Below are 26,052 nucleotides of genomic sequence, written 5' to 3' on the forward strand. Positions count from 1 at the left end.
TCCACTCATGCGCTGGCCACCGCGAAGCCGAAGCGCTCGGCCATCAGGCCGTCGTCAGGCATCTGTGTTTTCAGCGACTGCGCGGCGCGGCATACCAGCACGCGCGCATCCGCCGTGGCGATGTCTTCGGGCACGCGCTGGCCGTCGGTGGTGTAGTCCAGCGGCAGCCGGTGGCGGATCAGCACCGACAGTGCGCCGCCCAGCGCGGGAGCTTCATCCAGCTTGGTCAGGATGCAGGCATGCGGCTTCAGCGGCAGGTAGGCGCGCACCGCTTCATCCAGTGCCTGCGACTGCGCGTTCGCCGCCAATACCAGGCAGGCGCGCAGGCCGTTGGCATCGGCAAGAATTTCCAGTTGCTGGGTGAGCCGCGGATCGCTGCCCGCGACACCGGCGGTATCGATCAGCACGGTATGGCTGCCGCGCAGCATCTCCAGCACCTTGCGCAGGCTTGCCGCGTCGTAGGCCGGATAGACCCGGGCACCGAGCAGCCGGCCGTAATGTTCCAGCTGCGCGGCGGCACCGATGCGGTAGTGATCGGTGCTGACCAGCGCCACCTGGTCGGCACCGTGGCGCATCACCGCGCGGGCCGCCAGCTTGGCGATGGTGGTGGTCTTGCCCACTCCGGTCGGCCCCACCAGCGCGATGACCCCGCTGTCGTCGCCGCACAGGTCGCGACCGCTCACCGTCAGGCTGCGGCTGAGCATGCCCAACGGCAGGTAGCGGGCCTGCTCGGCATTGATCTGGTCGGGCAGTTCGGCCACCAGCGCCCGCGCCACGTCGGGTTCGATCCCCAGCCGCGTCATCTCGCGCAGAATCCGCGCGCGCAGTGGCTGGCGCCGTTCCATGTCGTTCCAGGCCAGGCTGGACAGCTGCATCTCCAGCATCTCGCGCAGGCTGCCCAGCTCGCTGCGCATCTGCGCGGTGTCCTGGGCGGCCTGCTCCATCAGCGGGCGCATCGCCGGCATGTCGTTCGCCGGGGACAAAGGTGGCGGCACCACCACGGTGGCGGGCGCGCGCGACATGGGTGCGGCAGGCGCGGTCGAGGCGACATGCAGTTTCGATGCCGTCGTTTCCGCGTCGGCAGACGCCACCGCGAGCAGTGCGCCGTGCCGGGCCGCCTCACGTATCAGCGACTCGTCGTAGTCGATCGCGGCAACCAGTTCGATACCTTCATCCAGTCGACGCGTGGACAGGATCACCGCTTCCGGCCCTTGATCTTCGCGTACTTCGCGCATCGCCTGGCGCATGTCTGGCGCCACGAAACGTTTGATCTTCATTGCTTGCTCCGCGAGCGGGATTCGAGATTCGGGAGGGTGGATTCGTCAAGAGCGCAAGCGCCGCAAGCTCGCCGCGCCGCCGGCTTTTCCGAATCGCCCTTTCCGAATCCCGTCATCCCGGTTCTCATCGTCCCAGCGCCTGTACCAGTCGCACCCGACGGTTGTCGGGCACTTCGTTGTAAGCGAGTACGTGCAGGTTTTGTGCCACGTGGCGAGTGAAGCGTGCGAGCCATGGCCGCAGCAGCGGCGCGACCAGCAGCACCGCCGGTTCGCCGCTCAATTCCTGGCGCCGCGCGGCGTCGGCCACGCTCTGCTGCAGACGGTCGGCCAAGCCCGGCTCCACCGCCGCACCGGCCACGCCACCGCCGCCGGACAGCGAGCCGAGCAGGATCTGTTCGAGCTCCGGCGCCAGCGTGATCACCGGCACTTCGGTGCCCAGCCCGGTGATCTCCTGCACGATCTGCCGACCCAGCGCGACGCGCACGGCGGCGGTCAGAACGCCGGGATCCTGACTCTGCCCCGCGTGCTCCGCCAAGGATTCGACGATGCTGCGCATGTTGCGGATCGGCACCCGCTCGGCCAGCAGGTTCTGCAACACCTTGACCACCACGCCCAGTGGCAGCCGCTTGGGCACCAGATCCTCGACCAGCTTCGGCGCGGTGGCGGCAAGCCGGTCCAGCAGCTGCTGCACGTCCTGATGACTGAGCAGCTCGTGCGCATGGCCCTGCAGGATGTGCGACAGGTGCGTGGCGATCACCGTGGCCGGATCGACCACGGTATAACCGTAGCTCTGCGCCAGCTCGCGCTGGCCGCTCTCGATCCACACCGCCTCCAGCCCGAACGCCGGGTCCTGCGTGGCGATGCCCTGCAGGGTGCCGTGCACCTGGCCCGGGTTGATCGCCATCAGGCGCTCGTTGTGCACCTCGGCCTCGCCCATCGGCACGCCCATCAGGGTGACCCGGTAGGTGTTCGGGCCCAAGTCGAGGTTGTCGCGGATATGCACCGCCGGCACCAGAAAGCCGAGCTCTTGCGACAGCTTGCGGCGCACCGACTTGATCCGTCCCATCAGCTCGCCGCCCTGATGCACGTCGACCAGCGGGATCAACCGGTAACCCACTTCCAGGCCCAGCGGATCGACGCTGGCGACGTCCTCCCAACCCAGCTCCACCCGTTCGGCCGGAGCGGCGGCGGCCGGCTTCTCGGCGATCGACTCGGCCAGCTTGGCGCGGGTATCGCGCTCGCGCTTGAGCAGCATCCACGCCGCGCCGCCGCAGCTGGCGCCGAGCAGCAGGAACGCCACGTTCGGCATGCCCGGGATCACGCCCATCACGATCAGCACCACCGCCGCCACGCCGAGCGCGCGCGGCTGGCCGAACACCTGGCCGATCACCTGCTTGCCCATGTCCTGCGACTTCGACACGCGGGTGACGATGATCGCCGCGGCCACCGACAGCATCAGCGCCGGCACCTGTGCCACCAGGCCGTCGCCGATGGTCAGCAAGGTATAGGTCCTGGCCGCCTCGCCGGCCGACAGGCCATGCTGCATCACGCCGACGAAGAAGCCGCCGACGATGTTGATGATCAGGATCAGGATGCCGGCGGTGGCGTCGCCGCGCACGAATTTCGAGGCGCCGTCCATCGAGCCGTAGAAGTCCGCTTCCTCGCGCACTTCCTGGCGCCGTTCGCGCGCCTGCTCCTGGGTCAACAGGCCGGCATTCAAGTCGGCATCGATTGCCATCTGCTTGCCGGGCATGGCATCGAGGGTGAACCGCGCGGTCACTTCGGATACGCGGGTGGCACCCTTGGTGATCACCACGAAGTTGATGATGGTGATGATCGCGAACACCACCAGGCCGACCGCGAAATTGCCGCCGATGACAAATTCGCCGAACGCCTCGATCACCTTGCCGGCGGCGCCGGGGCCGTCATGCCCGTGCAGCAGCACCACGCGGGTGGAGGCGATGTTCAGCGCCAGCCGCAGCAGGGTCGCCATCAGCACCACGGTGGGGAACGCGGCGAACTCCAGCGGGCGCATCACGTAGACCACCGCCAGCAGGATCACCAGCGACAGCGCGATGTTGAAGCTGAACAACATGTCGAGCAGGAACGGTGGCAGCGGCAACATCAGCATCGCCAGCATCACCAGCATCATCACCGGTGCGCCAATGCCACGTCGCGCCAGGTGTTTGAAATTGCCTAGTACATCTGCACCCGTCATGGATTTGACTCGTCATTGATCGCGGTAAGGCCCCATCAGGTCGGGATCGACCTCGGGGGTTGGCGCTGCCGGTGGTGTCTCGCCCTGCGCCGTGGCTTGCTTCAGCTGGTAGACGTAGGCCAGGACCTGGGCCACCGCCACATACAGCGCCGCGGGAATTTCCCGACCCAGTTCAGTCGTTGCATACAAGGCGCGTGCCAACGGCGGCGCCTCGACCAGCGGGATGCGATGGGCGCCCGCCACCAGGCGGATCTGCTGGGCCAGCACGTCGACGCCCTTGGCGATCACCCGCGGCGCGCCCATGCGCCCGTCGTCGTAGCGCAGCGCCACCGCAAAGTGGGTCGGGTTGACCACCACCACGTCGGCCTTGGGCAATTCCTCCATCATGCGTCGGCGTGCCTGCGCCTGCTGCACTTGGCGGATGCGCCCCTTCATCTCGGGGTTGCCCTCGCTCTCCTTCATCTCGTCCTTGATCTCCTGCTTGGTCATGCGCAGGTTCTTCGCGTGGTCGAACTTCTGGTAGAGCGCATCGATGCCGCCGATCAGCGCCAGCATGGAGCCGAACCACAGCGCGGCGCGGCCGAGCAAGCCGATCGACTGCGCGATCCCGGCCACGACCGAGCCACGGCCGGTGGCCTGCAATTCGCCCTGCCAGTGGCGCAACAGCAAGGCCAGCACTGCGCCGATGAACAACAGCTTCAGCAACGCCTTGCCCAGTTCGACCAGACCGCGCATCGCGAAAATCTTGCCCAGCCCCTTGATCGGGTCGAGCCGCTCGAACTTCGGCTGCAACGCCTGCGCACTGAAATTCAGCCCGCCCAGCAGCAGCGGTGCGACCAGGGTGGCCACCATCGTCGCCACCGCCACTGGCGCGAACAGCTTGAGCGCCTCATGCATCGCCGCGTGCAGCGCACGCCCCGGCAGCGCATCGGTGAACAGCGCTTCGCGCGAATAGCCCAAGCCCAGCGAGAAGATCTGCCGGGCATGCGCGAACGCGCTCTCGCCGCTGTTCATCAACGCGGCAACGCCAGCAAGCACCACCATCGCACCGGACAGATCGCGCGATCGCGGAACCTCGCCCTTCTCGCGCGATTCACGCTGCTTTTTTTCGGTAGGTTGTTCGGTTTTTTCCTGGTCGCTGTCGTCCGACATCGCGGTCAGCTCCCCAGCAGGTTGCGCATCAGCGACCAGGCGTCATCCTGCAACGCCTCGAACGCGCCCGGCAGGCTGCGCAGCGACAGCCACAAGGCGATGAAACCCAGCGACACGGTGATCGGAAAGCCCACCGCAAACAGGTTCATCGATGGTGCCGCACGACTGATCGCGGCGAAGCCGATGTTCACCACCAGCAACGAGGTCATTGCCGGCAGGGCGACGCGCACGGCACCGGAAAACAGCTCCGCCGCGAAGCCGACCACCGCATGCAAGCCGTTGGCGTTGATCGCCGGGACGCCTGGCGGCAGGCTGCGGAAGCTGTCGGCGAGCAGTGCAATGAGGCGCAAATGGCCGTCCATCGCGAGGAACAGCAAGGTCACCAGCAGCAGATAGAACTGGCTCAGCACGTTCGAACTGCCGCCGGCCTGCGGATTGACCACCTCGGCAAAACCCAGGCTCATGCTCTGCCCCACCAGTTCGCCGCCGAACGAGACCGCCTCGAACACCAGCTTCAGCACGAACCCCACCGCCGCGCCGATCAAGACCTGCCCGGCCATCGTCGCCACGCCGTCGCCGCTGAGCGGGTCGATCGTCGCCGGCGCCAGCGGCGCCAGCACCAGTGCCAGCACCACCACCACGCCAACGCGGATCCGCGCCGGTATCACCGTCGCACTGAACACCGGTGCCACCAGGCACAGTCCGCTCACCCTGCCGATCGCCCAGAACAGGCTGCCCAGCCACAGCGGCAACTGCGCCAGGTCCAGCGCCGTCATCTGACCGCGCCCGGCAGGCTCTCGATCAATTGCGTGGTGTACTGCACCAGCAAGCGCAGCATCCACGGCCCGGCGATCAACGCCACCAGCGCCATCGCGATCAGCTTGGGGATGAAGCTGAGCGTCATCTCGTTGATCTGCGTGGCCGCCTGGATCACGCCCACCAGCAGGCCCACCGCCAGCGCGGTAAGCAGCAGCGGCGCGGCCACCAGCATCGCCACGTACAGCGCGTGCTGGCCGATTTCCATGATGGATTCGGGGGTCATGCGAACGTACCTTCGTTGCGGTTCGCCGAAGGAATGGCGAAGGGCGTTCGCCGTCCTGCACCTGTAGGAGCGCACTCTGTGCGCGATGCTCTTGCCACATTCAAAGCGAAGAGCGGTCGATCGTCTGCGGCGACCGAGTCACTTTCTCTTTGCGTGCTCAAAGAGAAAGTAACCAAAGAGAAAGAGCACCCCGCTTGGCGCTTGCCGGGCCTCCTGCCCGGCAAGTCCGTGAGCCGGGGCCGGGCTTTTCGACAGGGCATCCTGCCCTGGCGAAAAGGAGTCGACATCCCTGTCGACTCCCGCTGCGCGGCCTGTCGTCCCCGACTCACCGCCGCGCAAGGGACCCCGGTAGAGCAGCGGGCCATCGTGGCCCGCACTCGATGATGAAGCTGGGAAGCAAAAGCCACAGAGCAAAGTCCAGCGCTGCTGTTGCACCGCTGTTGATCTGGCTGTTGCTTTGGCTTTTCTGAAGAGTGCGGGCCACGATGGCCCGCTGCTCTACCCGGGCCCCCTCTGCAGCGGCGGGCGGGCGAAGGAAAGCCCGCAGGATGGCCGGCATGGATGCCGGCCAGTTTGGCGTCAGGGCAGGATGCCCTGTCGACAAACCCCGTAGCCCGCACGCGAACTTTCCGGGCACGATGCCCGGAAAGCGCGGAAGCGGGGTGGCCTTTCTCTTGGGTTACTTTCTCTTTGGCCACGCAAAGAGAAAGTGACTCGGCTGCCGAAGGCAGACGAAAGCTCTTCGCTCTGAAGCTCTTCGCTTTGCACGCGGAAAGAGCAAGAGCATCGCGCACGACCGAGGGAGGCCCTTCATGGAGAGGGTGTCCTCCTACAGCTGCACGCGGACGAAAGCTCCCCGCCCCGAATGCGGGGACAAGCGAGAGCATCGCCCGCGAGCGGGCTCTCACGAAGGCTTCGGCCAGTCGATGCGCGGTCATGTGTAGAAACTCCCGGCCAGGGTGCCGAGCAGCAGCGTCCACCCATCCACCAACACGAACAGCATGATCTTGAACGGCAGCGAGATGATCATCGGCGAGACCATCATCATGCCCATCGACATCAACACGCTGGCCACCACCAGGTCGATGATCAGGAACGGGATGAACAGCAGGAAGCCCATCTGGAACGCGGTCTTCAGTTCGCTGGTGAGGAACGCCGGCATCGCCACCTTGAACGGCACGTCGGCCTTGTCCGCATAGGGCTTCTCGCCGGCCAGCCGGGTGAACAGCGCAAGGTCGGCCTCGCGCGTCTGGTCGAGCATGAAGTGCTTGAACGGCGCCGACGCCGCCGGCAGCGCCAACTCGGCGGCAAGCTGGCCGTCCATGTACGGCTTCACGCCATCGGCATAGGCGCGGTTGAGCACCGGCGACATCACGAACAGGGTGAGGAACAACGCCAGCCCCAGCAGCACCTGGTTCGGCGGAGTCGATTGCGTGCCCAGCGCCTGGCGCAGGAAACCGAGCACGATGATGATGCGGGTGAACGAGGTCATCATCAGCGCGATCGCCGGCAGCAGCGTCAGCGCCGTCATCAGCGCCAGTACCTGCAGCGACAGCGTCCAGCTCTGCCCGCCACCGGGCACGTTCTGCACGTTGACCAGCGGAATGCCCGGCGGCGGCGCCGCCAGCGCCGCCAGCGGCAACAGCAGCAGTGACACCACAACGATCCAGCGCCACGTCCTCATGAACTGCGCTTCCAGCGTGCCAGCAGCTCGCCGAACGCGGGCAGCGATGGAGCGGCGGGTTGCTCGATCGAAACAGGCTCGGCCGGTGCGCCGTCGTAGACGTGCAGCGTGCGCATGCCGCCCGGCCCCATGCCGATCAGCAGACGCTTGCCGTCGGCATCGAGCAGCAGCAGCCGCTCGCGCGCGCCCACCGCAAACGTCTCCACGCAACGGATGCGCCGCCCGGCCACGCCATGGCGACGCTGCATCCGCCGGGTGAGCCAGCCGGCCGCCAGGATCAGCCCGATGATGCCCAGCAGGCTCAGCACCACGCGCACGAGTTCGCCGGCGGCGTTGAACTCCGGTGTGGCCGCCGGCACGGCAGCGAGCATGAGCGCCAACGTGCTCATCAGCGCAGCTTTCGCACGCGTTCGGCCGGGCTGATCACGTCGGTCAGGCGGATGCCGAACTTCTCATTGATCACCACCACCTCGCCATGCGCCACCAGGGTGCCGTTGACGAACACGTCCAGCGGCTCGCCGGCGGCGCGGTCCAGCTCCACCACCGAGCCCTGGTTCAGCTGCAGCAGGTTGCGGATGCTGATGCGGGTACGCCCGACTTCCATGGCCAGGGTCACCGGCACGTCGAGGATCATGTCGAGGTTGACCTCGCCGCCGTCCGCGGCGGCGCCGTGCAGGGCGTCAAGTTCGACGCGGGAGGCGGTGTCGGCGAACGCGCTATCGCTGTGCTGGCTCATGCGGGATTCTTCTCTGTGGAATGGTCGCTGGTCGCGTGTCTTTCGCGACGACCGGCCTGGACATGGAAACGTACGGCGTTGCGGCCGTTGGATTGGCCGTAGCGGCCGCGAAATACCGGCACGTCCTCGGCGTAGACGGTGGCCAGTTCCGGCAGCTGCACCGGGATCACGTCGCCGGGACGCAGGTGCAGGAACTCGCCGAGGCTCAGCTGCGCTTCGAGCAGCAGCGAGCTCAGGTCCACCTCCGCATCGAGCACCTCTTCCTGCAGCAACTCGGCCCAGCGGTCGTCGCGGTCGACCCGGTCGCTCTGCACGCCTGCGTCCAGCAGGTTGCGGATCGGCTCGACCATCGCATACGGCAAGGTCAGGTTGATGTCGCCGCCGCCGCCGTCGAGCTCGACGTGGAAGCGCGACACCACCACCGTCTCGGTCGGACTGACGATGTTGGCGAACTGGGGGTTGATCTCCGAGCTCTGGTACTCGAACTGCAGGCCAAGCACCGGCGCCCATGCCTCGACCATCGCGCCGAACAGTGCGTCCAGCATGATCTGGATGACCCGGTTCTCGGTGGCGGTGAAATCACGGCCCTCGATGCGGGCGTGGTAACGGCCGTCGCCGCCGAAGAAGTTGTCGATCACGGTGAACACCAGGCGCGGCTCGAACAGCACCAGCGCGGTGCCGCGCAGCGGCTTGATGCGCACCAGGTTCAGATTGCTCGGCACGGCCAGGCCGTGCACGTACTCGGCGAACTTGACCATCTTCACGCCCAGCACCGAGACCTCGCAGGTCTTGCGCAGCACGTTGAAGATCGCGGCGCGGAAAAACCGCGCGAAACGGTCGTTGACCATTTCCAGCGTGGGCAGGCGTCCCCGCACGATGCGGTCCTGCTGGGTGAAGTCGTACGTGATCACCGCATCGCTCGGCAACGGCTCGTCACTGCCGGTGGCCACCGAGCCGCCGCTTACACCGTCCAGCAGCGCATCGATTTCATCCTGGGAAAGCAGATCGCTCATGCGCGCGTCATCCCGGTCACTGCATCACGAAACTGGTGAAGTACAACGCGTCGATGCCGGGCCGGCCAAGCCGCGCCCGGACGATCTTGCGTACCGCATCGAGCGCCTCGCCCTGCAGCTTCTGGCGCCCGGCGGCGTCGCCGATGATCGCGAAATCCTGATTGCTGAACAGCGCCACCAGCGCATCGCGGATCACCGGATCGGCCGCCTTGGCCACTTCGATCGCATTGGGATCGTGCGACATCAGGGTGACCCCGACCTGCAGATAGCGCAGCGATTGGGCGTCGCGGAAATTCACCACGAAAGCCGGGTCCAGCGGCAGATAGAGTTCGGCCTTGGCGATCTTCGGCGTCGACTTGCCGGCTCCGGCCGACGTGGACTGGCCTGACTGCCAGACATAGCCGCCGATGCCTAGTGCCAGCAGCAACGCCGCCGACACCGCAATCACCAGCAGCTTGCGGCTCTTGCGCTCCGGCGGGGCATCGACCACCTCACCGGTTTGTCCGTCATCAACCATGGAAACCTCGATCTGCAATTGTTGAAAGGCACGCGCGCTGGCGTGCTTGCCATTGCAAAAGCAAACCGCGTGCCATCAACGGGAAACGTTGCCCCAGCTGGATTTGCAGCGGGTGAATTCCGCTGGCGGCGCTTTCTTGACGCCTGCCATCGCATCGTCGCGACGCGATCACGGCGGCTCTTCCGCCAGCGCAAAAAATCTCTTCCCATCCTGTCCGAAGCAGGAACCCGGGAACGACAGGCGGTGCCGGCGTGCGTGCCGGCGAATGAAGTGACCCGGACGGACTCAGGCGAACGCGTCGAGCAGGCCGACCCGGCCCAGCGCCACCGGCAGGACATCGCCGATCTCGTCCACCGCCGCCGTGCCGGCATCTTCGGCATGCCCCTGACGGCCGCCGCGATCGTGCTGGCCAACCTCGGCATGCCCGAGCGAAAGACCGTGCTGCGCCAGCATCTGATCCAGCTGCGGCAGGCTCTGCTGCACGGCCGAGACAGCCGCGGGGTGCTGCGCGCTGAACACCACATCGACACGCCCGTGCATCACGCTGACGCTGACGTCGAGCGAGCCCAGTTCCTCCGGATGCAAGCGGATCCGCGCCTGCTTGATGTTCTGCCCGCCCAGCCAGGCCACCTGCTGGCCCAGGTCCTGGGCGAACGACTGGCTCCCCAGCGGCGACTGCAGTTGCAGTTGATGCGCTGCCACCGGCGCGGCGGCAGCGGCGGGAGGAGCCGACAGCGCAACCGCCAGGCCACGTCCCTCCGATGAATCCTTGTCGACAGCGGTCGACGCCGGCAACGCGGCCTGCGCCATCGCCAGCAGGCTGGCCGCCACCGGCATGGTGTTGACCGGCGCGATGGCCTGGCTGATGGCGGTACCGAGCTGGAGCAAGGTAGCGGCCTTGGCGTCGCCGGCCACGGTCTTGCCAGCCTGCACCAGCGCAGCGGCGGCCGCACCGGCATGGCCGGCAGCCGGCTGCAACGCAGCTGCCACCGACGACCCCAGCAAAGCGAGCATGGCACCCGCCATGGCGGATGCCGGCTGGTCATCCGGCTCGCTCTTGTCCACCGGCTCACTCGCCGCCGCCACAACCGTCTCGGCGGCCTGTGCAATGACCGGCGTCGCCGGCGGCAATACCGGCACGACACCCGGAGCGACCGGCGCAGCGGCATCCGGCTGCTGGCCGGGCGATGGCTGCGCTGCCGGCATGCGCCCGCGATCATCCTGATTGTTCGGCGCGTCGTCCATGCTCCTGGCGTCATGCTGTCGCCGCGCGGCATGCAGCTGACTGTCGAAGCCGGTCGCCGCGTCGGCGCCGTCGCGCGGTTCGGCTGCGGCGGTGGATCGCGACCCTGCCGTGGCAGCGACGTTGGGTACGGCAACGGTGACGGAAGCGGTCATGGCGAGGGCAATCCTTCAGCGATAAAAGCGCGCGCGACTGGCCGCGGCGCATGCGGCGAGGCCGCACGGGTGCGGATCGGTAACGACAAGGCGACCGAGGCCTTCATCGCTGCCGCCGGTATTGCATGCGTTCGTCGACCTCGGCCTGTTCGTGGCGGTCCGCGGCCCGGCGTTCTTCTTCGCGGTGCTGTGCGACCACGCTGACCAGCGCGCTTTCGCGGGCATGCGCCCGTCGCCAGTGATCACGCACCTGCGCCAACTGACGATTCTGCCGGGCAACCTCGGCCTCCTGCTGCACGATCGCCTGGTCGATCCGTTCCACGAATTGCTGCCGGTTGAGCAGCGCCGTCACGCTCTGCGCGCCATCGCCGGCAGTCGCGTACTCCAGCCGATAGCGCTGCAGTTCACTGAGCTGGTGCTCGGCCCTGGCCAGCGCCTGCTGCTGTACCGCCAGTTGCGCCAGCGCGTCCTCGCTGCGCTGCCTGGCCTGCTCCACCGCGGGCTCCAATTGTTTCGTGCGCGAATTCATTCGGCCACCTGCCCGGAGAGAGCATCGAGCTTCTCGATCGCCGCTTCGAGCGTCATCGGCTCGTCCACTTCCTGCTGCAGGAAGACGCGCAGCTGTGGCCACATCTCGATCGCCTGGTCGACCTGCGGATCGGAGCCCTTCTGGTACGCGCCCACCGCAATCAGGTCGCGCTGCTGCCGGTACGCGGAATAGACCTGGCGGAAGCGCTGGGCCGCGCGCAGGTGTTCACGCGTCACCACCGCCGGCATCACGCGGCTGATCGATGCCTCGATGTCGATGGCCGGGTAATGGCCGGCTTCGGCGAGGTCGCGCGACAGCACGATATGGCCGTCCAGGATCGCCCTGGCGGCATCGGCAATGGGATCGTGGCGATAATCGTCGCCCTCGGTCAGCACGGTGTAGAACGCAGTGATCGAGCCGCGGCCGTCGGCATCGTTGCCGGCACGCTCGACCAGCGCCGGCATCATCGCGAAGACCGACGGCGGGTAACCCTTGGTGGCCGGCGGCTCGCCGATCGCCAGCGCGATCTCGCGCTGCGCCTGGGCGTAGCGGGTCAGCGAATCCATCAGCAGCAGCACGCGCTGGCCGCGGTCGCGAAACCACTCGGCGATCGCGGTGGCGTACTGCGCGCCGCGCAGGCGCTTGAGCGGTGGCGCATCGGCCGGCGCGGCGACGATCACCGCACGGCGCCGCCCTTCCTCGCCCAGCGTGTGTTCGACGAACTCCTTCACTTCGCGGCCGCGTTCGCCGATCAGGCCGACCACCACCACGTCGGCGTTGGTATAGCGGGTCATCATGCCGAGCAGGGTCGACTTGCCGACGCCGGAACCGGCGAACAAGCCCAGCCGCTGGCCGCGGCCGACGGTAAGCAGCGCGTTGATCGCGCGCACGCCGACATCCAGCGGCGCGTCGATCGGCTTGCGCGCCATCGGATTGATCGGCTCGCGCTTGAGCGCGGCGTGCTCGTCCGACTCCAGCGGGCCGAGCCCGTCCAGCGGCACGCCATCGGCGCCGACCACGCGGCCCAGCAGGCCCAGGCCCACCGGCAGGCCGCCGTTGCGCGCATACGGGCGGACCCGCGCATTCGGCAACACGCCGTGCATGTCGCCCACCGGCATCAGCAGCAGGCGTTCATCGGCAAAACCGACCACCTCGGTCTCGAGCGTGGCGCCGTCGGCCGTATCGACCAGGCAGCGCGCCCCCAGCGCGGCTTCGCAACCTTCCGCCTCCAGCGTCAAGCCGACCACCCGGCGCAGGCTGCCTTCCACCACCAGCGTGCGCTCCGCTTCGGCGCGGGCGCTGCAGCGCGCCAGCTGCCGTTGCCAGCGCGTCTGTCGGGCAGCGAGGACGGCGTCGATGCTCACGTGCCAGCCACTCCGCCGCCGGCCTCGTCGCCCAGCACGGCGTCGATCATCGCCGCCAGACGGGTTTCCACCCGCGCATCCAGCCGCGAACGCTCGCTCTCCAGACGGCAGTCGCCGCGGCTCAGCGCGGGATCGGCCAGCAGTTGCCAATGCCCCTCGACGGCACCCGAGTCGCGCAGCAAGGCCAGGTCGGCCGGATGCAGGTGCACGCGCAATTCGCGCGTGGCGGCCGGCAAGGCAGTGGCGGCCTGGCGCACCGCCCGGACGACCAGTTCGGGCGACGACTGCAGCTCGTGCGCAATCACCCGCTGCGCCACGATCATGGCCAGGCGTGCCAGTTCCTGCCCGGTCTGTTCGTCGAGAACCTGCAATGGACGCGCCGCCGCGTCATACAGTGCGTCGAGTTCGGCCATGCGCTGTTGCAGCTGCTGCTGCGCCGCGGCCAATCCTTCGGCATGGCCCGCCGCATAGCCTTCCTCGCGCGCCTGCTGTTCGAGTGCCGCCAGCTCGCGCACGGTCGGTTGCGGCGACGTATTGGCCGCCTTCGACGCCGTCGGCTGGATGCCCACGTTCGGCAATTCCCACCGCCGGAAATCCGCTGCCGCGTTGTGGGTCGTGGCGGTCATCAGACGAATTCATCCCCGCTGGAGGCCAGGCTGAGCTGCCCGGCATCGGAAAGTTTCCGGGCGATGGTCAGCACTTCCTTCTGCGCCGCGTCGACCTCGCTCAGGCGCACCGGTCCCTTCACCTCCAGGTCGTCGCGCATCATGTCGGCGGCGCGCTTGGACATGTTCGCGAAAATCTTCTCGCGCACCGCCGGCTCGGCACCCTTCAGCGCCGTGATCAGGGTTCCCGACGGCACCTCGCGCAGCAGGACCTGCATGCCGCGGTCGTCTAGCTCGGCCAGGTCCTCGAACACGAACATCAGGTCCTCGATGCGTCCGCCCAGGGCCTCGTCCAGGCCACGGATGGCCGTCATCAATTCGGTCTCGCGGCTGGTTTCCATCGCGTTGAGGATGTCGGCAGCGGCCTTCAGTCCGCCGACGTTGGCGGACTTGAGTTTCTTGGTGTTGCCGGAGAACTGGCGCTCCATGATCTCGTCCAGTTCGTTCAACGCATGCGGCTGCACGCCATCGAGTGTGGCGATGCGCATCACCGCGTCGGAACGCACGCGCGGCGGCAGGTAGCCGATCACCTCGGCAGCCTGGTCCGGTTCCAGATGCGCCAGCACCAGCGCGATGATCTGTGGGTGCTCCTGGTTGATCATCTCGGCGATGGCGCGGCTTTCCATCCACTTCAGCGACTCCAGCCCCTTGCTGCTGCGGCCGAGCAGGATGCGGTCGATCAACCCGCCGGCCTTGTTCTCGCCCAGCGCGTTGACCAGGATCTTGCGGATGTACTCCTCGGTGCCGACGCCCAGCGAGGTCTGCCGGCCCATGTCTTCGTTGAGCTTGGTCAGCGCGTGTTCGACATGCTCGCGCGACACGCTGGTGAGCGCCGCCATCGCCGTGCCGACCGCCTGCACGTCGCGGGCGCTTAGGTGCTTGAGCACTTCGGCAGCGTCCTGCTCGCCCAGCGTCAGCAGCAGGATCGCCGCACGCTGCGCACCGTTGATGGGCGCATCGGAACGATTAGTTGCCATCTTCGCTCACCCAGTTCTTCACGACTTGCGCCACCTGTTTGGAGTTTTCACCGACCATCCGCCGGGCCTGGCCGACACGTTGCTCATATGAGAGCGTCGGCATGGCCCCGCCAAGTCGGGCCGGCTCGTTGCCCGCCGGATCGTCGTCGACACGCACCGAGATCTGCGGCATCGGCGACGGCAGCGCGCGCGCTGCCGTTTCGCCACGCAGCAAACCCTTCAGCAGGGGACGCAACAGGCCGAACGCCACCAGCAGCGCGATCAGCACGCCGATCCCCTGCTTGACCAGGTCCATCACGCCGGGCCGACCCCACAGCGGGGTTTCGGGCAGCGCCTCGGCCGCCGGGCCGCGCTGGAACGCCTGATTGATCACGCTGACGCTGTCGCCGCGAGCGGCGTTGAAGCCCACGGCGTTCCTGGTCAGGTCGGTCAGGTGCTGCAGTTCCTGCGCGCTGAACGGCACGTTCTTGGGCGTCGCCACCGGGTCGCCGGTCGAATTGTCCGGGTTGTCGGGATTGACCAGTTTGTCGTCCAGCACCACCGCCACGGTAAGCCGGGCCAGCCGCCCCGCCGGATCGCTGACATGGCTGATGGTGCGGTCGAGCTCGTAGTTGCGGGTGGCGCTGCTGGAGCTGTCTCCCGCCGAACTGGCGGTCGTCGCCGTGGCCGTGCCGGCCGCGGCGGCCTTGCCGGCATCCGGCTTGGCCGCCGTGGGCTGCGCGACCAGCGTCGGCGGCTGGTTGCTGAGTGCACCGGGCACGCCACCGGCAGCGGTATCCGCGCCGCGCCGCTCGCTGCTGGTCTGCTCGCTGCGCAGTGCCGGGTGTTCGTGGCCAAAAGTCTCGGTGGCCTTCTCGGTCTGGCTGAAATCCAGATCGACATGAACCTGCGCGTGCACCCGGCCGGGGCCGACCAGCGGCGTCAGCAGTTCCTCGATACGCTGGGCGTAGGTGTTCTCGATCCGCGTGGCGATGCGCAGGCGGTTGTCGCCCACTGCGCCCGGGCTTTCCGGGTCCGTGGTCAGCAACTGGCCCTGCTGGTCGATCACGGAAACCTGGCGTGCTTCCAGGTTCGGCACACTGGCCGCCACCAGGTGCACGATCGCCGCCACCTGGCCGGCATCCAGCTGACGGCCCGGATACAAGGTGACCAGTACCGATGCGCTGGCCTCCCGATTGTCGCGGATGAATGCGGAGGGTTTCGGCAGCGCCAGGTGCACGCGCGCGGCGCGCACCGACTGCAGTCCACCGATGGTGGCGCCCAGATCGGCTTCCAGCAGCTGCTGGTAGCGCGTACGTTCGGCCAGGTCACTCATGCCGAACGGCGAGTCGACGGCCGGCAGCGCACTGCTGGCGGCACTGCCCTGGGGCAGGCCCTTCGCGGCCAGCTTCAGCCGCAGGGCAGCCAGGTCGGCGGCTGGCGCCATGATCGACGCGCCGTCGCTGCTCAACTGGTAAGGCGTATTGCCCGCCTGCAACTCCTGGGTGATCGCCGAGGCGTCCTTCTGTTCCAGGCCGGCATACAGCAACCCGTAGTTCGGGCCGCGCGACCACAGCACCACGGCCACGCCCAAGGCCACGGCCGCAGCCACCGCGACCAGCAGCAGGAGCTGCCGCGTCGCCGGGTTGCGTGCGAGCTGCTTGAAGGGGTCCAGGCGCGAACCGTTGTCTCCGGTCGTCGCGATGGCGTTGTCTGCCATGGTGTTGCTCTTTGGCTAGGGGGCGAAGTCGGATCGACGCGTACGCGTCAGACCGGCATGTTCATGATTTCCTTGTACGCATCGACCAGCTTGTTGCGTACCTCGACTACAGTGCGCAGCGAGAGGTCGGCCTTCTGCACCGCGATCATCGTGCGACCGAGGTCCGCGCCGGGATCGCCACGCTCGAAACTCGCGGCCATGCGGCCGGCTTCCAGCTGGTTGCGGCCCACGGCGGAAAGGGATTGTTTGAGAACGTCGGAAAAATCAGCTTGCCCAACGACGGCCGCCGGCTTGACCGCGACTTCCGGCGGACGCACCTGCGCCGTCATCTGGCGCATCTGGGAAAGCAGGTTGTTGACGTCGATGGTGCTCATGTCGGTTGACCCTTGACGATTGACTCATGACGGAATCCCGGCGCGTGACGGGTTTACCAGGGACAAAAGCACGAGCCGTGCCACGTGGCCATCCGTCCCTCCCCCGGCCATGCCCGTGAGGGCTATGCCGCCAGGCTGTTTTGCAACCCGTACTTGCGCAGTTTTTCCACCAGGGTGGTGCGTTGCATGTGCAGCAGGCGCGCGGCATGCGCCACCACGCCGCCGGTGGCATCGAGGGCCTGACGGATCAGCCCCACTTCGATGTCGGCCAGGTGATCCTTCAGGTCAAGACCCTGCTCGGGCAGGATGCGCTGCGACTCGGGCACCGGATGCACGCCGGCCTCGCCCGACGGCAGCTCGTCTTCCATCAGCGCCAGCAGCGCCGCACCATGCACTTCGTCGTCGGCCTGCTGGTCGCGGTACTTCTTCGGCAGGTCGCTGCCACGCACTTCGCCGTGCGGGAACAGGATCGCCATGCGCTCGACCAGGTTGGAAAGCTCGCGCACGTTGCCCGGCCATGCATGCGCACGCAGCGATTGCATCGCGCTGGCACTGAAGCGCACCACGCCCAGCCCGCGGCGAGCGAGGCGCTGGTTGAACTCGCCGATCAGGATCGGCAGATCTTCCAGCCGCTCGCGCAGCGACGGCAGCTCGAGCGGAAACACGCTGAGGCGATAGAACAGGTCCTCGCGGAAGCGGTCGCTGGCGATCGACTGCTCCAGGTTGCGATGCGTGGCGGCAATGATGCGCACGTCGCAGCGCATGGTCTTGCTGCCGCCTACCCGCTCGTAGGCGCGTTCCTGCAGCACGCGCAGCAGCTTCACCTGCATCGGCAGGCTCATGTCGCCGACCTCGTCGAGGAACAGGGTGCCACCCTCGGCCATTTCGAAACGGCCCTTGCGCGCGCTGATCGCGCCGGTGAAGGAACCCTTCTCGTGACCGAACAGCTCGCTCTCCAGCAACTCCGCCGGAATCGCACCGCAGTTGATCGCCACGAAGGGCTTGTCCCGGCGCGGCGAATGCTCGTGGATCGCGCGCGCCACCATTTCCTTGCCGGTACCCGATTCGCCCAGCACCAGCACGGTGGAATCGAACGGCGCAACCTGGTGGATCAAGGCGTTGACGCGGGTCATCGGCGCCGAGTTGCCGACAAAGCGCAGGCCGCTGGATTGGCCGCCGAGCAGGCGCGCATAGATGTTGCGCATGGCCTCGGCCATCTTCTCGTAGCGCAACGGGAACGCCAGCGTGGCCACCCGCGCGGCAAACGGCGAGGTCGGCGCGCTGAAGCGCTCGACCCAGGCCGAGTCGCTGGCCAGCAATACCGGAGCGTGTGACGCGGCGGCACCCAGCAGGGCGAACTGACGTTCCGCCTCGACGGCATCGTCGACGCTGCCGATGTACACCGCGCGCCATGCATGGGTGGATTCGTCCGTCTCGCGGCAAGCGGCGCCGTGCTGTGGCCGGTAACCGAGGAAGTGGAGCGCCGAGAGCACGGACTCCACACGCGTCTCATCGGACTCGATGACCAGGAAATCGAATTTCTGCATCGCTTTCTCCTTACCACACTGCTCATTTGGCGGCCCCCGCTTCCAGCGGAGTCACTTTTTCATCGGCGCCGACTTTCCGTCGCCGGCCTGATGAACCATGAGCAATAAGGGGGCCAATTTTTCAGGCCATCGCGACGACAAAACGTCGCGTATCAGGAAAGCTGACGCTCCTGCGCCGGCGAACATACGCGGGCGTTCCTTGTAACTGCATGAAACAAGAAACGTTTGCGTGGCGTTCGCGGCGTGACAGGGCACGCGTGGCAGGTGTGACCGGCGTCGGAGTAACCGCGGACCGAATTTCGTAAATGCGAACCACGTCACACCGCGTCTGCCGACCAAAGCGCGCTTCAACCGATCAGCTGACGCGCCCCTGCCACTTTGCGTCGGTGATGGCGAAAAACCAAGCGCTCAATTGCGTCACCCAGTGCATCGCCGAGCGGCGCAAAAACCACGAAGACCCGACCATCGTCGAATTGACGTTCCACTCGCGCGGGGAGTTCCAGCGGCAAGCTGCGGCAGAGATCGAAGCGGATGCGCAGCAACAGTCCGCCGCCGGCCGGCGCCAGGCCCGCAGGCAGAATCGCGCCGGTCGCATTGAAGCGAAGCAGCTGCCGTGGCGGCAGCATGCTGCCGGGCACCAGCAGGTTGTTGACGATCTCCACGAGCACGGTGAGCTTGGCATCCATCCGCAGTATTTCCTGCATCAGCGGAGTGTCGTCCTCGCCGGTATCGGCGCGGCGCTCTTCCAGCGCGGCGATCGCCGCCAGCGTGTTTGCGTTGCGTTCGGAAAGCTGCTGCAGCTGTGCCTGCGATGGCGGCCAGGCAAGCGGCTCGCAGTCGGCATGCAGACTCTCTTCGCAGCTGACCCGTTGCTCGAAATCGTCCCAACTGGTTGGGGTCAGGCCGCCCGGGGGCATACTGTCTGAAGTCATGGTGCGGCTCCGCGACGCGGTAATCCCGAAACCGCCACGCCGGCGGTTTTCGGAGATGGAACTCAGCAGCCGCGGCCCGTCACGGCTGTACGTAGGCAGCGATCGCGCGGGCGCGATCGGTTTCCCGCTGCCATTGTCCGGCGGCCAAATCCCGTGCACTGCCGACGATCGCCTGCAACTCGCGATCGTACGCCAGAATCTCGTCCAGCCGGGCGAGGCTGTCCGGATCGGATGCATGCTTACGCAGCAGCAACGGCTCACGCTCGGCCTCCAGCTCGATCAGCCGCGACCACTCCTGCGCGTGCGCGGCGGCCAGCATGCCGCGGGTCAGCTGCAGTGCTCGATCCAGGATGTCCGTGCTCACGCGCTGGTCGCAGGCTGGGCCGCGGCGGGGGCAATTTTCACCCAGCTGTCGCGGATGGGTTGCAGCAGGTTGCTGACCTCGTCGATCAGGCTGGCGTCGTCGCGCAGGTTGGCCTGCAGCAGACGGCGGCTCATGTAGTCGTACAGCGAATCCAGCCGCTCGACCAGCACCGGATCGGCCTTGCGATCGAGGCTACCGCGCAATCCACCGAGGATCTCGATGCAGCGCGAGATCGCTTCGCCCTTGGCGGCGACCTCGCCACGGACCATGTGCGCGCGGGCCTTCACCAGCCGCTCCAGCGCGCCATCCATCAGCAGCGTGATCAGCCCATGCGGGTCCGCCGACTCCACCCCGCCATGCGAGCGAACTTGTTGATAGGCGCCTGCGCCGTAGCCGAATGCCATGACCCTCTCCTCCTACTTCTTGTTGCTGTTGTTGAGCGCGTCGAACTGCTGCTGCAGGTAACTGCTGGTGCTGTTGAGCTTGCTCATCAACGTGTCGAGCGCAGTGAACTGCGCTTGGTAGCGTGCCGTAAGGTCGTCCATGCGGCTGTTCAGCGTGGTCTGCTGGTTCGACAAATCCTTCAGTTGCTGGCTGAGGCTGGTGGTGCGCCCCGCCAGCAGACCGGAATCGCCGACCCAGTTGCCCAGTGATGCATTCAGTTTGGCGGCGAAGCCGCCGGTGCCGGCGAACAGGTTGCCGACGGTCTTGCCGCCGTCGGACAGCGCCGTAGCCAGCTTGCTGCTGTCCAGCTTCAAGGTGCCATCCACCTGCAACGAGATGCCGATGGATGACAACGTTGCACCGTTCGCGGTGCCGCCGACGATGCCCGACAAGGTGCTGTTGATGCTGTTCAGCGTGGCATCGCCAATCATCGCGCCGGCGGTGCCACTGGTGACGTCGTACTTGGTGAGGTTCTGGTAGATGCCCACGAAGCTGTTGTAGGTATTGACCAGGTTGGTCAGCGCGCCGGTGGCCTTGGAGGAATCGTTGGACACGCCGAGCGTGCTGCTGCCGACCTTGGTGAGATTGAGCGTAAGCCCGTCGATCGCCGTGCTGACGGTATTGCTGGCGCTGTTGCCGGCGAGTCCGTCGATGGTGTAATTCGCATCGCTGGCCGCGGTGATCACGCTGAGCGCATTGCCGCTCGGGGCAGCCACGTCGTAGTTCAACGCGGCCAGGCCGCCGTCGCCGCCGCTGCTGCTCACGGTAAAACCATTGGCCGCGCCGGTTTGCGTGCCGCTCAGCACCAGATGCGCGCCGTCGGTGCCGGTGACGATGGTCGCCGACACGCCGGGGTTGTCGCTGGCCTTGTTGATCGCGTCGCGTATTGCGGCGAGCGAGTTGTTGGTGCTGTCGAGCGTGAGGCTCATCGACTTGCCACCGACCGCGAGGGTGAGCGTGCCGGTTCCCACCGCGGTGCTGGCGCTGGCGAATGCGCCGGAAGACGCCTTCAACGCGCTGGCCAGCTTGCTGACCACGATGTTGTAGCTGCCGTTGACCGCGGTGCCGTCGCTGCCTGCGCCGAGGACGGTGGTGTCGCTGCTGGTCACGGTGCGGCTGGCGAACGCGCTGCCGTCGGTAAGCGGCGCCATCGCCGACTGCAACGCGGAAAGCGCGGCGCCGATCTGGCCCAACGCGGACAGCTGGGTATTGGCGGCAGCTGCCTGGCTGGCGATCTGGTTCTGCTGCGGCGCCTTCTTGGCAGCCACCAGCTTGTCGACCAGCGAGGACACGTCAAGCCCGGAACCCACGCCCATCGAAGTCAGCAAACCCGTGGTTGGTGTGGTGGAGCCTACGGTGATTGCCATGAGCGGAGTTCCTCAAAATGGGGAAACGGCCGCCATGCCTGGCGGCCGTTCCGGGTCAAGCCATCAACCCAGCAGCTTCAACACGCTCTGGGTGGAGGCGTTGGCCTGCGCCAGCACCGAGACACCGGCCTGTTGCAGGATGTTCGCACTGGACATGTTCGCGGTCTCCGCGGCGAAGTCGGCATCCTGGATCTGGCTGCGCGACGAGCTGAGGTTCTGCGAAATGGTCTGCAGGTTGGCGATGGTGGAGCTGAAGCGGTTCTGCACCGCGCCGAGGTTGCTGCGCATGCCGCTGACCGTGGACAGCGCCGCGTCGATGCGGTTGATGGTGGAGTTGGCGCCATCCACGGTCAACACGTTTGCCGATGCCAGGGTCTTGGTGGTGTCGAGCGCGATATTGGCCGAGAAGCCGATATCGGACGACTGTGAACCGGAGAACGTGATGGCGGATGCGGCACTCAGCGTGAGCGTGCCATGAGTATTCGTAACCATGCCCGCGGCGAGGCCGCCCGTAGCGCCGCCGCCCAGCGTCTGGGTGACGTTGATATCACGGCCATCGACAGTCGACAGGGTCATGTTGCCGCCCGCATCCACGGCGGCGGTCACGCCGGTCTGGGTGGAGTAGGCATTGATCTGCGCAACCACCTTGTCACCCGTCAATGCACCGAGCGTGAGATCGGCCGCGGCGTAGATGTCCTGCCCGTTGATGTTCAACGAATAGGTGTTACCGGCAGCAGAACTGGTGGTGGTGAACGCACCGCTGACCGAGTTGCTGGCCGTGGCGGTCAGGCCCGAGACATTGGATGCATTGATCGCCGCCGCTTTGGCGTAAGCACTGGCGGCGCCCTGGCCAGCAGTGGCGCCAGCGGGGCCAGCCACCGAAGCCGCGATATTGGTGATCGCACCGGTGCCCACCTGGATTTTCAGGTTGCCGGCCACCAGTGCGCTGGTGGTTACGGCAGTGCCGGTGCCGGTGGCGAGCGAACCCATCTGGTCGGCACGCGCGCCCTGGCTGAGGTTGACCGAAATCGTTTCGCCGACGTTGGCGCCGACCTGGAACGCGGCGTTGCCGAAGCTGCCGTCAAGCACGTGGCGACCGTTGAAACTGGTCTGGGTCGAAATACGGGTGATTTCCGCCAGGCGCTGCTGCACTTCGGCGTCGAGCGCGGCGCGATCGCTGTCGGAGTTGGTGGCGTTGGCGGACTGCACGGCCAGCGTACGGATGCGCTGCATGTTGTTGGTCACCTCGTTCAGCGCCGACTCGGTGGTCTGCGCCAGCGAGATGCCGTCGTTGGCATTGCTGACGGCCTGGTTGAGGCCGTTGATCTGGGTGGTGAAACGGGTCGAGATGGCGAGGCCGGCGGCATCGTCCTTCGCGCTGTTGATGCGCATGCCCGAGGACAGACGCTCGATCGCGGTGGCGAGTTTGCTCTGCGACGTGGCCAGGTTCTTCTGGGCATTCAGCGAGCTGATGTTGGTGTTGACACTCATGACCATGGGAATTCTCCGAATCGGGGTGGTGTGCCGACTTGAGGTCGGCTCAGACAATCCGGCGGGGATTCACCATTGAATGCATCCGCCTTGTGAACTGTTTCGACCCCCAACACCGAAACTTGAGCCTTGTCAACGCAAATAATCGAACAATTTTGAACCCTGGATTTTGGTGAATGTCTGCTGCGCCGCCTGCAGCGCGGTGGTCTGCGCGCCGAGCTGGCTGATCGCGTCGTAGTAGTTCAGATCCTGCACGTCCGACAGCGCGCTCTTGTATTGCAGAGTCAGATCGTCATTGAGTCCGCGCTGCTGATCGAGCGCGTTCATGCGCGCACCGACCATGCCGCGCGTGCGGCTGATGTTGTCGATCGCCTGGTCGAGATTCGCGAACTGCGTGTTGATGTTGTTCTGCATGTCCGCGCCGCCGCCATTGGGCTGACGCAGCGCGCTGATGATGTTGTCCAGCGTGGTGAACACGTCTTGTTTGGCGGACGCGCCCAGCGCGAAGGTGTCGCCTGCGTCGGGCACGCCGCTGAACGCCACCTGCGCGCCACGGAAGGTGACGCTGCCGCCGTTGCCTGCATCGTAGGTGCCGCTGTCCAGCACCGTGCCGGTGCCGTCGCGCACTTCATACGTATCGGCTGCGGTGAACACGATGGCGTAGCTGCCGCCATCCCATGCCGAAGGATTCGCGTTGGGGTTGCTGACGCTGCTGGCGCCGGCTACCGCACTGCCCGTATTGGCCGCATTGGCGCTGACTGCGAACGTGCCGTTGCCGGTGCGAATGTCGGCGAATACCGCGCTGCCGGGATCGCCGGTGGCTACCTGCAAACCGGGGCCGGCAGCGACCATGCGCTGGCCGTCGTCGCCCAGGTAGCTGATGCCATTCTGTGCAACGAACGGCATCGTGCCGGTACGGTTGCCGGCAAAAATATAATCGCCCTGGCCATCCTTGCTGTTGGCCTGGCCGAGCAACTGCTGGCGCAACTGCGCCATCTCGGCGGCGATGTCGCCACGGGTCGCGTCGGTCTGCGAGCCGTTCGCCGCCTGCAGCAGCAGCGTACGCACGCGGCCCAGCACGCCACTGACATTGGACAGGGTCTGATCCTCCAACCCCAGCCGCGCGTTGGCCGTGGTGATGTTGCGCTGGTACTGCGCGCTGTCGGCGGTGAGATGGGTCAGATCCAGCGCGCGCGCCGCGCCCACCGGATCGTCGGACGGCTGATTGATGCGCTTGCCGGTGCTCAACTGGATGTTGAGGTCGGACAGGTCGCTCTGCCGGTCCATCATGCTGCCGACGGACTGCTGCTGCATCCAGCTGGTGGAGACTCGCATGGCTTACCCCCTCACGGCGCTGAGCAGCGCGCTGAAGATGTTGTTGGCGGTGCTGATGACCTGCGCGGAAGCCTGATACGCCTGCTGGTAACGCAACAGGTTGGCAGCCTCCTCGTCCAGGTTCACGCCGGAGACGCTCTGCTGCGAACTCATCGCCTGGTGGTACACCGCGGTCTGCGTGGTCAGGTCGTCGCTGGCCAGCGCACCGGCGCTGCCGACCTGGCTGACCAGTTGGCCATAGGCGCGGCCCGCGCTGGTGACGCCGCCATCGAGCACGCCCAGGTTGGCGACCTTGCCCAGCATCAACGCGTTGCTGTTGTCGCCCTGTGCGTTGCTGTTGGCCTGCACGCCGAAGCTGTCGCCGGCCTGCGGCGCGCCGCTGAGTTGCATGCTCCAGCCGTTGTGGACGATCGGCTGGCCGGGGGTGAAGACCTGCGCCGGGCCGCCATCGACGCTGTAGCTGGTGGCCGAGGCGAACACGACGGAACTGCTGTTGAACAGGTTGGCGTCGCTGCCGTCGCTGATGCTGATGGTGGGCGCTGCCGTACCGGTGTTGCCGGCCGCGGCAGTGGCCTTCAGCGGCGCGGCGGCGGCGATCTTGTCGGGGTCGTCGATCGCCACCGAAAACCCGGCGGCGGCGTTGCGGCTGGGCTGCACGCGGAAACTGTCGCCGACGTTGGCGCTGCCGCCCACCACCAGGCTCAGCCCGGCGGCGATGAACGGATCGACGCTGGTGCCGCTGCCGCTGAGCGCGACGCTGCCGCCGTTGGTATCGCGCATGCTCCAGTTGCTGCCGTCGTAGCTCAGCACATAGTCCTTGCCGGTCAGCGCACCGATATTGCCGATGCTGGCATCCAGCGTGCCGCTGCCGCTGTTGGTGGCGGCCGCCTGCACGGTCGGGCCGGCGACATCGAAGAATGTGCCGCCGAGCTTGCCCTGCAGGTCCGCGCCCTGCGCATGCTGCGCATTGAATGCGCTGGCCAGCGCCTGCGCGGTGCGGCCCAGCTGGTTCTGCGCGGGATCCAGCACGTTGCTGCGGAAATCCAGCAACGCACCCAGGGTGCCGCCGCCGAGGCGACCGCTGAGCACGTTGCCCGAAGCCGCACCCACCACCTCCCGGCGAGTAGCGTCGTAAACGTTGGGCGCGGTGCCCAGCGCGTGCGCCTCGGTACCGGTGACCAGCGCCTGGCCGTTGCCGACGAACACACTGATGGTGTTGTCGTTCTGCGGCACCACGCTGATGCCGACCTGGCCGGCGAGCTTCTTCACCAGCGCATCGCGCTGGTCGAGCAGGTCGGCCGGCGGCGTGCCGTCGGTGGCCTGCGAGGAGCGGATCAGCCCGTTCAATCTGGCGATCGACTGGCTGTCGCTGTTGATCGAATCGACGGTGTCGCCGATCTGCTGCTGCACCTGGCCGGAAAGCTGGTTGAACTGGCCGGACAACGCCCGGAACGTGCTGGCGAGCCCGCCGGCCCGAGCCAGCAGCACCTGGCGCGAAGCCGCGTCCGACGGCGCGTTGGCCATGTCCTGCACCGCGCCGTAAAAGCTGTCCAGCGACGTCTGCAGATTGCTGCTGCCGGACAGCTGGTTGTTGAGCTGGCCGGTGAGGCTGTTCATGGCACTGGCGCGGCCCTGCCCCGAGCTGGCCGACCACAGCGAGCTGTTGAGGAACTGGCTGTAGGCGCGCTGCACTGCCACGGTGTTGACGCCGGTGCCGACGTAATAGTTGGCCTGCCCTTCGGGCAGCCGGGCGCCGAACGACACCAGCTGGCGGCTGTAGCCGTCGGTGTTCGCGTTGGCCACGTTGTGGCTTACCGTACTGAGCCCGATCTGCGCGGCAAGCAGTCCGGACACGCCGGTCGAAAGCATGTCAGCCATGGAACATCCTCAACGCCAGGAGCACCGCGGGAATGACGCGGTGCATGGA

At 66.8% G+C, this 26,052-nt stretch carries 25 protein-coding genes; all 25 read right to left on the bottom strand.

The window, feature by feature from the left end; translation table 11 throughout:
- Positions 1-5 precede the first annotated feature (5 nt).
- The 25 genes from flhF to flgK all read right to left on the bottom strand — a co-directional run bounded on the left by flhF (position 6) and on the right by flgK (position 26,003).
- On the bottom strand, positions 6-1,277 hold the full coding sequence (gene flhF, locus ABD024_RS12380; RefSeq protein WP_343853100.1) for a flagellar biosynthesis GTPase FlhF: 1,272 nt from the start codon (positions 1,275-1,277) through the stop codon (positions 6-8).
- Between the two features lie 124 nt (positions 1,278-1,401).
- Complete coding sequence (gene flhA, locus ABD024_RS12385; protein ID WP_343853101.1) at positions 1,402-3,495, bottom strand: flagellar biosynthesis protein FlhA; 2,094 nt, start codon at positions 3,493-3,495, stop codon at positions 1,402-1,404.
- A 12-nt stretch (positions 3,496-3,507) separates the two neighbouring features.
- Positions 3,508-4,647: a flagellar biosynthesis protein FlhB gene (gene flhB, locus ABD024_RS12390; RefSeq protein WP_343853102.1), complete on the bottom strand. Its 1,140-nt coding sequence runs from the start codon at positions 4,645-4,647 to the stop codon at positions 3,508-3,510.
- 5 nt (positions 4,648-4,652) lie between these two features.
- Entirely contained in the window at positions 4,653-5,423 is a 771-nt protein-coding gene (fliR, locus tag ABD024_RS12395) for a flagellar biosynthetic protein FliR (RefSeq protein ID WP_343853103.1), read from the bottom strand.
- A complete protein-coding gene (fliQ, locus tag ABD024_RS12400) occupies positions 5,420-5,689 on the bottom strand; it encodes a flagellar biosynthesis protein FliQ (protein ID WP_007506969.1) in 270 nt (89 codons plus the stop codon). Before fliQ ends, fliR begins: the two co-directional genes overlap by 4 nt.
- Positions 5,690-6,623: 934 nt before the next feature.
- Entirely contained in the window at positions 6,624-7,373 is a 750-nt protein-coding gene (fliP, locus tag ABD024_RS12405; protein WP_343853104.1) for a flagellar type III secretion system pore protein FliP, read from the bottom strand.
- A complete protein-coding gene (locus ABD024_RS12410) occupies positions 7,370-7,762 on the bottom strand; it encodes a FliO/MopB family protein (protein ID WP_056390449.1) in 393 nt (130 codons plus the stop codon). The genes fliP and ABD024_RS12410 overlap by 4 nt, the downstream gene beginning before the upstream one ends.
- A complete protein-coding gene (fliN, locus tag ABD024_RS12415; protein WP_425543146.1) occupies positions 7,762-8,109 on the bottom strand; it encodes a flagellar motor switch protein FliN in 348 nt (115 codons plus the stop codon). The genes ABD024_RS12410 and fliN overlap by 1 nt, the downstream gene beginning before the upstream one ends.
- Positions 8,106-9,122: a flagellar motor switch protein FliM gene (gene fliM / locus ABD024_RS12420; protein ID WP_343853109.1), complete on the bottom strand. Its 1,017-nt coding sequence runs from the start codon at positions 9,120-9,122 to the stop codon at positions 8,106-8,108. Before fliM ends, fliN begins: the two co-directional genes overlap by 4 nt.
- Positions 9,123-9,138: 16 nt before the next feature.
- Positions 9,139-9,639 carry a flagellar basal body-associated FliL family protein gene (locus tag ABD024_RS12425; protein ID WP_343853111.1) on the bottom strand — a complete coding sequence of 167 codons (501 nt, stop codon included), beginning with the start codon at positions 9,637-9,639 and terminating at the stop codon, positions 9,139-9,141.
- Positions 9,640-9,924: 285 nt separating this feature from the next.
- Positions 9,925-11,037 (bottom strand): flagellar hook-length control protein FliK, encoded by a 1,113-nt coding sequence (locus tag ABD024_RS12430; protein WP_343853113.1) that lies wholly within the window; start codon positions 11,035-11,037, stop codon positions 9,925-9,927.
- 103 nt (positions 11,038-11,140) lie between these two features.
- Complete coding sequence (fliJ, locus tag ABD024_RS12435) at positions 11,141-11,566, bottom strand: flagellar export protein FliJ (RefSeq protein WP_343853116.1); 426 nt, start codon at positions 11,564-11,566, stop codon at positions 11,141-11,143.
- On the bottom strand, positions 11,563-12,930 hold the full coding sequence (fliI, locus tag ABD024_RS12440; protein ID WP_343853118.1) for a flagellar protein export ATPase FliI: 1,368 nt from the start codon (positions 12,928-12,930) through the stop codon (positions 11,563-11,565). The genes fliJ and fliI overlap by 4 nt, the downstream gene beginning before the upstream one ends.
- Positions 12,927-13,556: a FliH/SctL family protein gene (locus tag ABD024_RS12445; RefSeq protein WP_343853120.1), complete on the bottom strand. Its 630-nt coding sequence runs from the start codon at positions 13,554-13,556 to the stop codon at positions 12,927-12,929. The genes fliI and ABD024_RS12445 overlap by 4 nt, the downstream gene beginning before the upstream one ends.
- Positions 13,556-14,545: a flagellar motor switch protein FliG gene (gene fliG, locus ABD024_RS12450; RefSeq protein ID WP_343854691.1), complete on the bottom strand. Its 990-nt coding sequence runs from the start codon at positions 14,543-14,545 to the stop codon at positions 13,556-13,558. Before fliG ends, ABD024_RS12445 begins: the two co-directional genes overlap by 1 nt.
- A gap of 16 nt (positions 14,546-14,561) precedes the next feature.
- Positions 14,562-16,271, bottom strand: coding sequence for a flagellar basal-body MS-ring/collar protein FliF (gene fliF, locus ABD024_RS12455; RefSeq protein WP_343853122.1), 1,710 nt, complete (start codon positions 16,269-16,271; stop codon positions 14,562-14,564).
- Between the two features lie 47 nt (positions 16,272-16,318).
- On the bottom strand, positions 16,319-16,645 hold the full coding sequence (gene fliE, locus ABD024_RS12460; protein WP_343853124.1) for a flagellar hook-basal body complex protein FliE: 327 nt from the start codon (positions 16,643-16,645) through the stop codon (positions 16,319-16,321).
- Positions 16,646-16,767: 122 nt separating this feature from the next.
- A complete protein-coding gene (locus tag ABD024_RS12465; RefSeq protein WP_343853126.1) occupies positions 16,768-18,192 on the bottom strand; it encodes a sigma-54 dependent transcriptional regulator in 1,425 nt (474 codons plus the stop codon).
- A 347-nt stretch (positions 18,193-18,539) separates the two neighbouring features.
- On the bottom strand, positions 18,540-19,283 hold the full coding sequence (locus ABD024_RS12470) for a PilZ domain-containing protein (protein WP_343853128.1): 744 nt from the start codon (positions 19,281-19,283) through the stop codon (positions 18,540-18,542).
- Positions 19,204-19,488 carry a flagellar protein FliT gene (gene fliT / locus ABD024_RS12475; RefSeq protein WP_343853130.1) on the bottom strand — a complete coding sequence of 95 codons (285 nt, stop codon included), beginning with the start codon at positions 19,486-19,488 and terminating at the stop codon, positions 19,204-19,206. The genes ABD024_RS12470 and fliT overlap by 80 nt, the downstream gene beginning before the upstream one ends.
- Positions 19,485-19,892: a flagellar export chaperone FliS gene (fliS, locus tag ABD024_RS12480; RefSeq protein WP_343853132.1), complete on the bottom strand. Its 408-nt coding sequence runs from the start codon at positions 19,890-19,892 to the stop codon at positions 19,485-19,487. Before fliS ends, fliT begins: the two co-directional genes overlap by 4 nt.
- 12 nt (positions 19,893-19,904) lie before the next feature.
- Positions 19,905-21,299, bottom strand: coding sequence for a flagellar filament capping protein FliD (gene fliD, locus ABD024_RS12485; protein ID WP_343853134.1), 1,395 nt, complete (start codon positions 21,297-21,299; stop codon positions 19,905-19,907).
- Positions 21,300-21,362: 63 nt separating this feature from the next.
- Positions 21,363-22,796, bottom strand: coding sequence for a flagellin N-terminal helical domain-containing protein (locus ABD024_RS12490; RefSeq protein WP_425543147.1), 1,434 nt, complete (start codon positions 22,794-22,796; stop codon positions 21,363-21,365).
- Between the two features lie 126 nt (positions 22,797-22,922).
- Complete coding sequence (flgL, locus tag ABD024_RS12495) at positions 22,923-24,125, bottom strand: flagellar hook-associated protein FlgL (protein WP_343853138.1); 1,203 nt, start codon at positions 24,123-24,125, stop codon at positions 22,923-22,925.
- Between the two features lie 3 nt (positions 24,126-24,128).
- The gene (gene flgK / locus ABD024_RS12500; protein WP_343853140.1) at positions 24,129-26,003 is read right to left on the bottom strand and encodes a flagellar hook-associated protein FlgK; all 1,875 of its coding nucleotides are present in this window, start codon (positions 26,001-26,003) and stop codon (positions 24,129-24,131) included.
- Positions 26,004-26,052 lie beyond the last annotated feature (49 nt).

The sequence above is a fragment of the Rhodanobacter soli genome, from assembly GCF_039523495.1.
Classification (GTDB): Bacteria; Pseudomonadota; Gammaproteobacteria; order Xanthomonadales; family Rhodanobacteraceae; genus Rhodanobacter; species Rhodanobacter soli.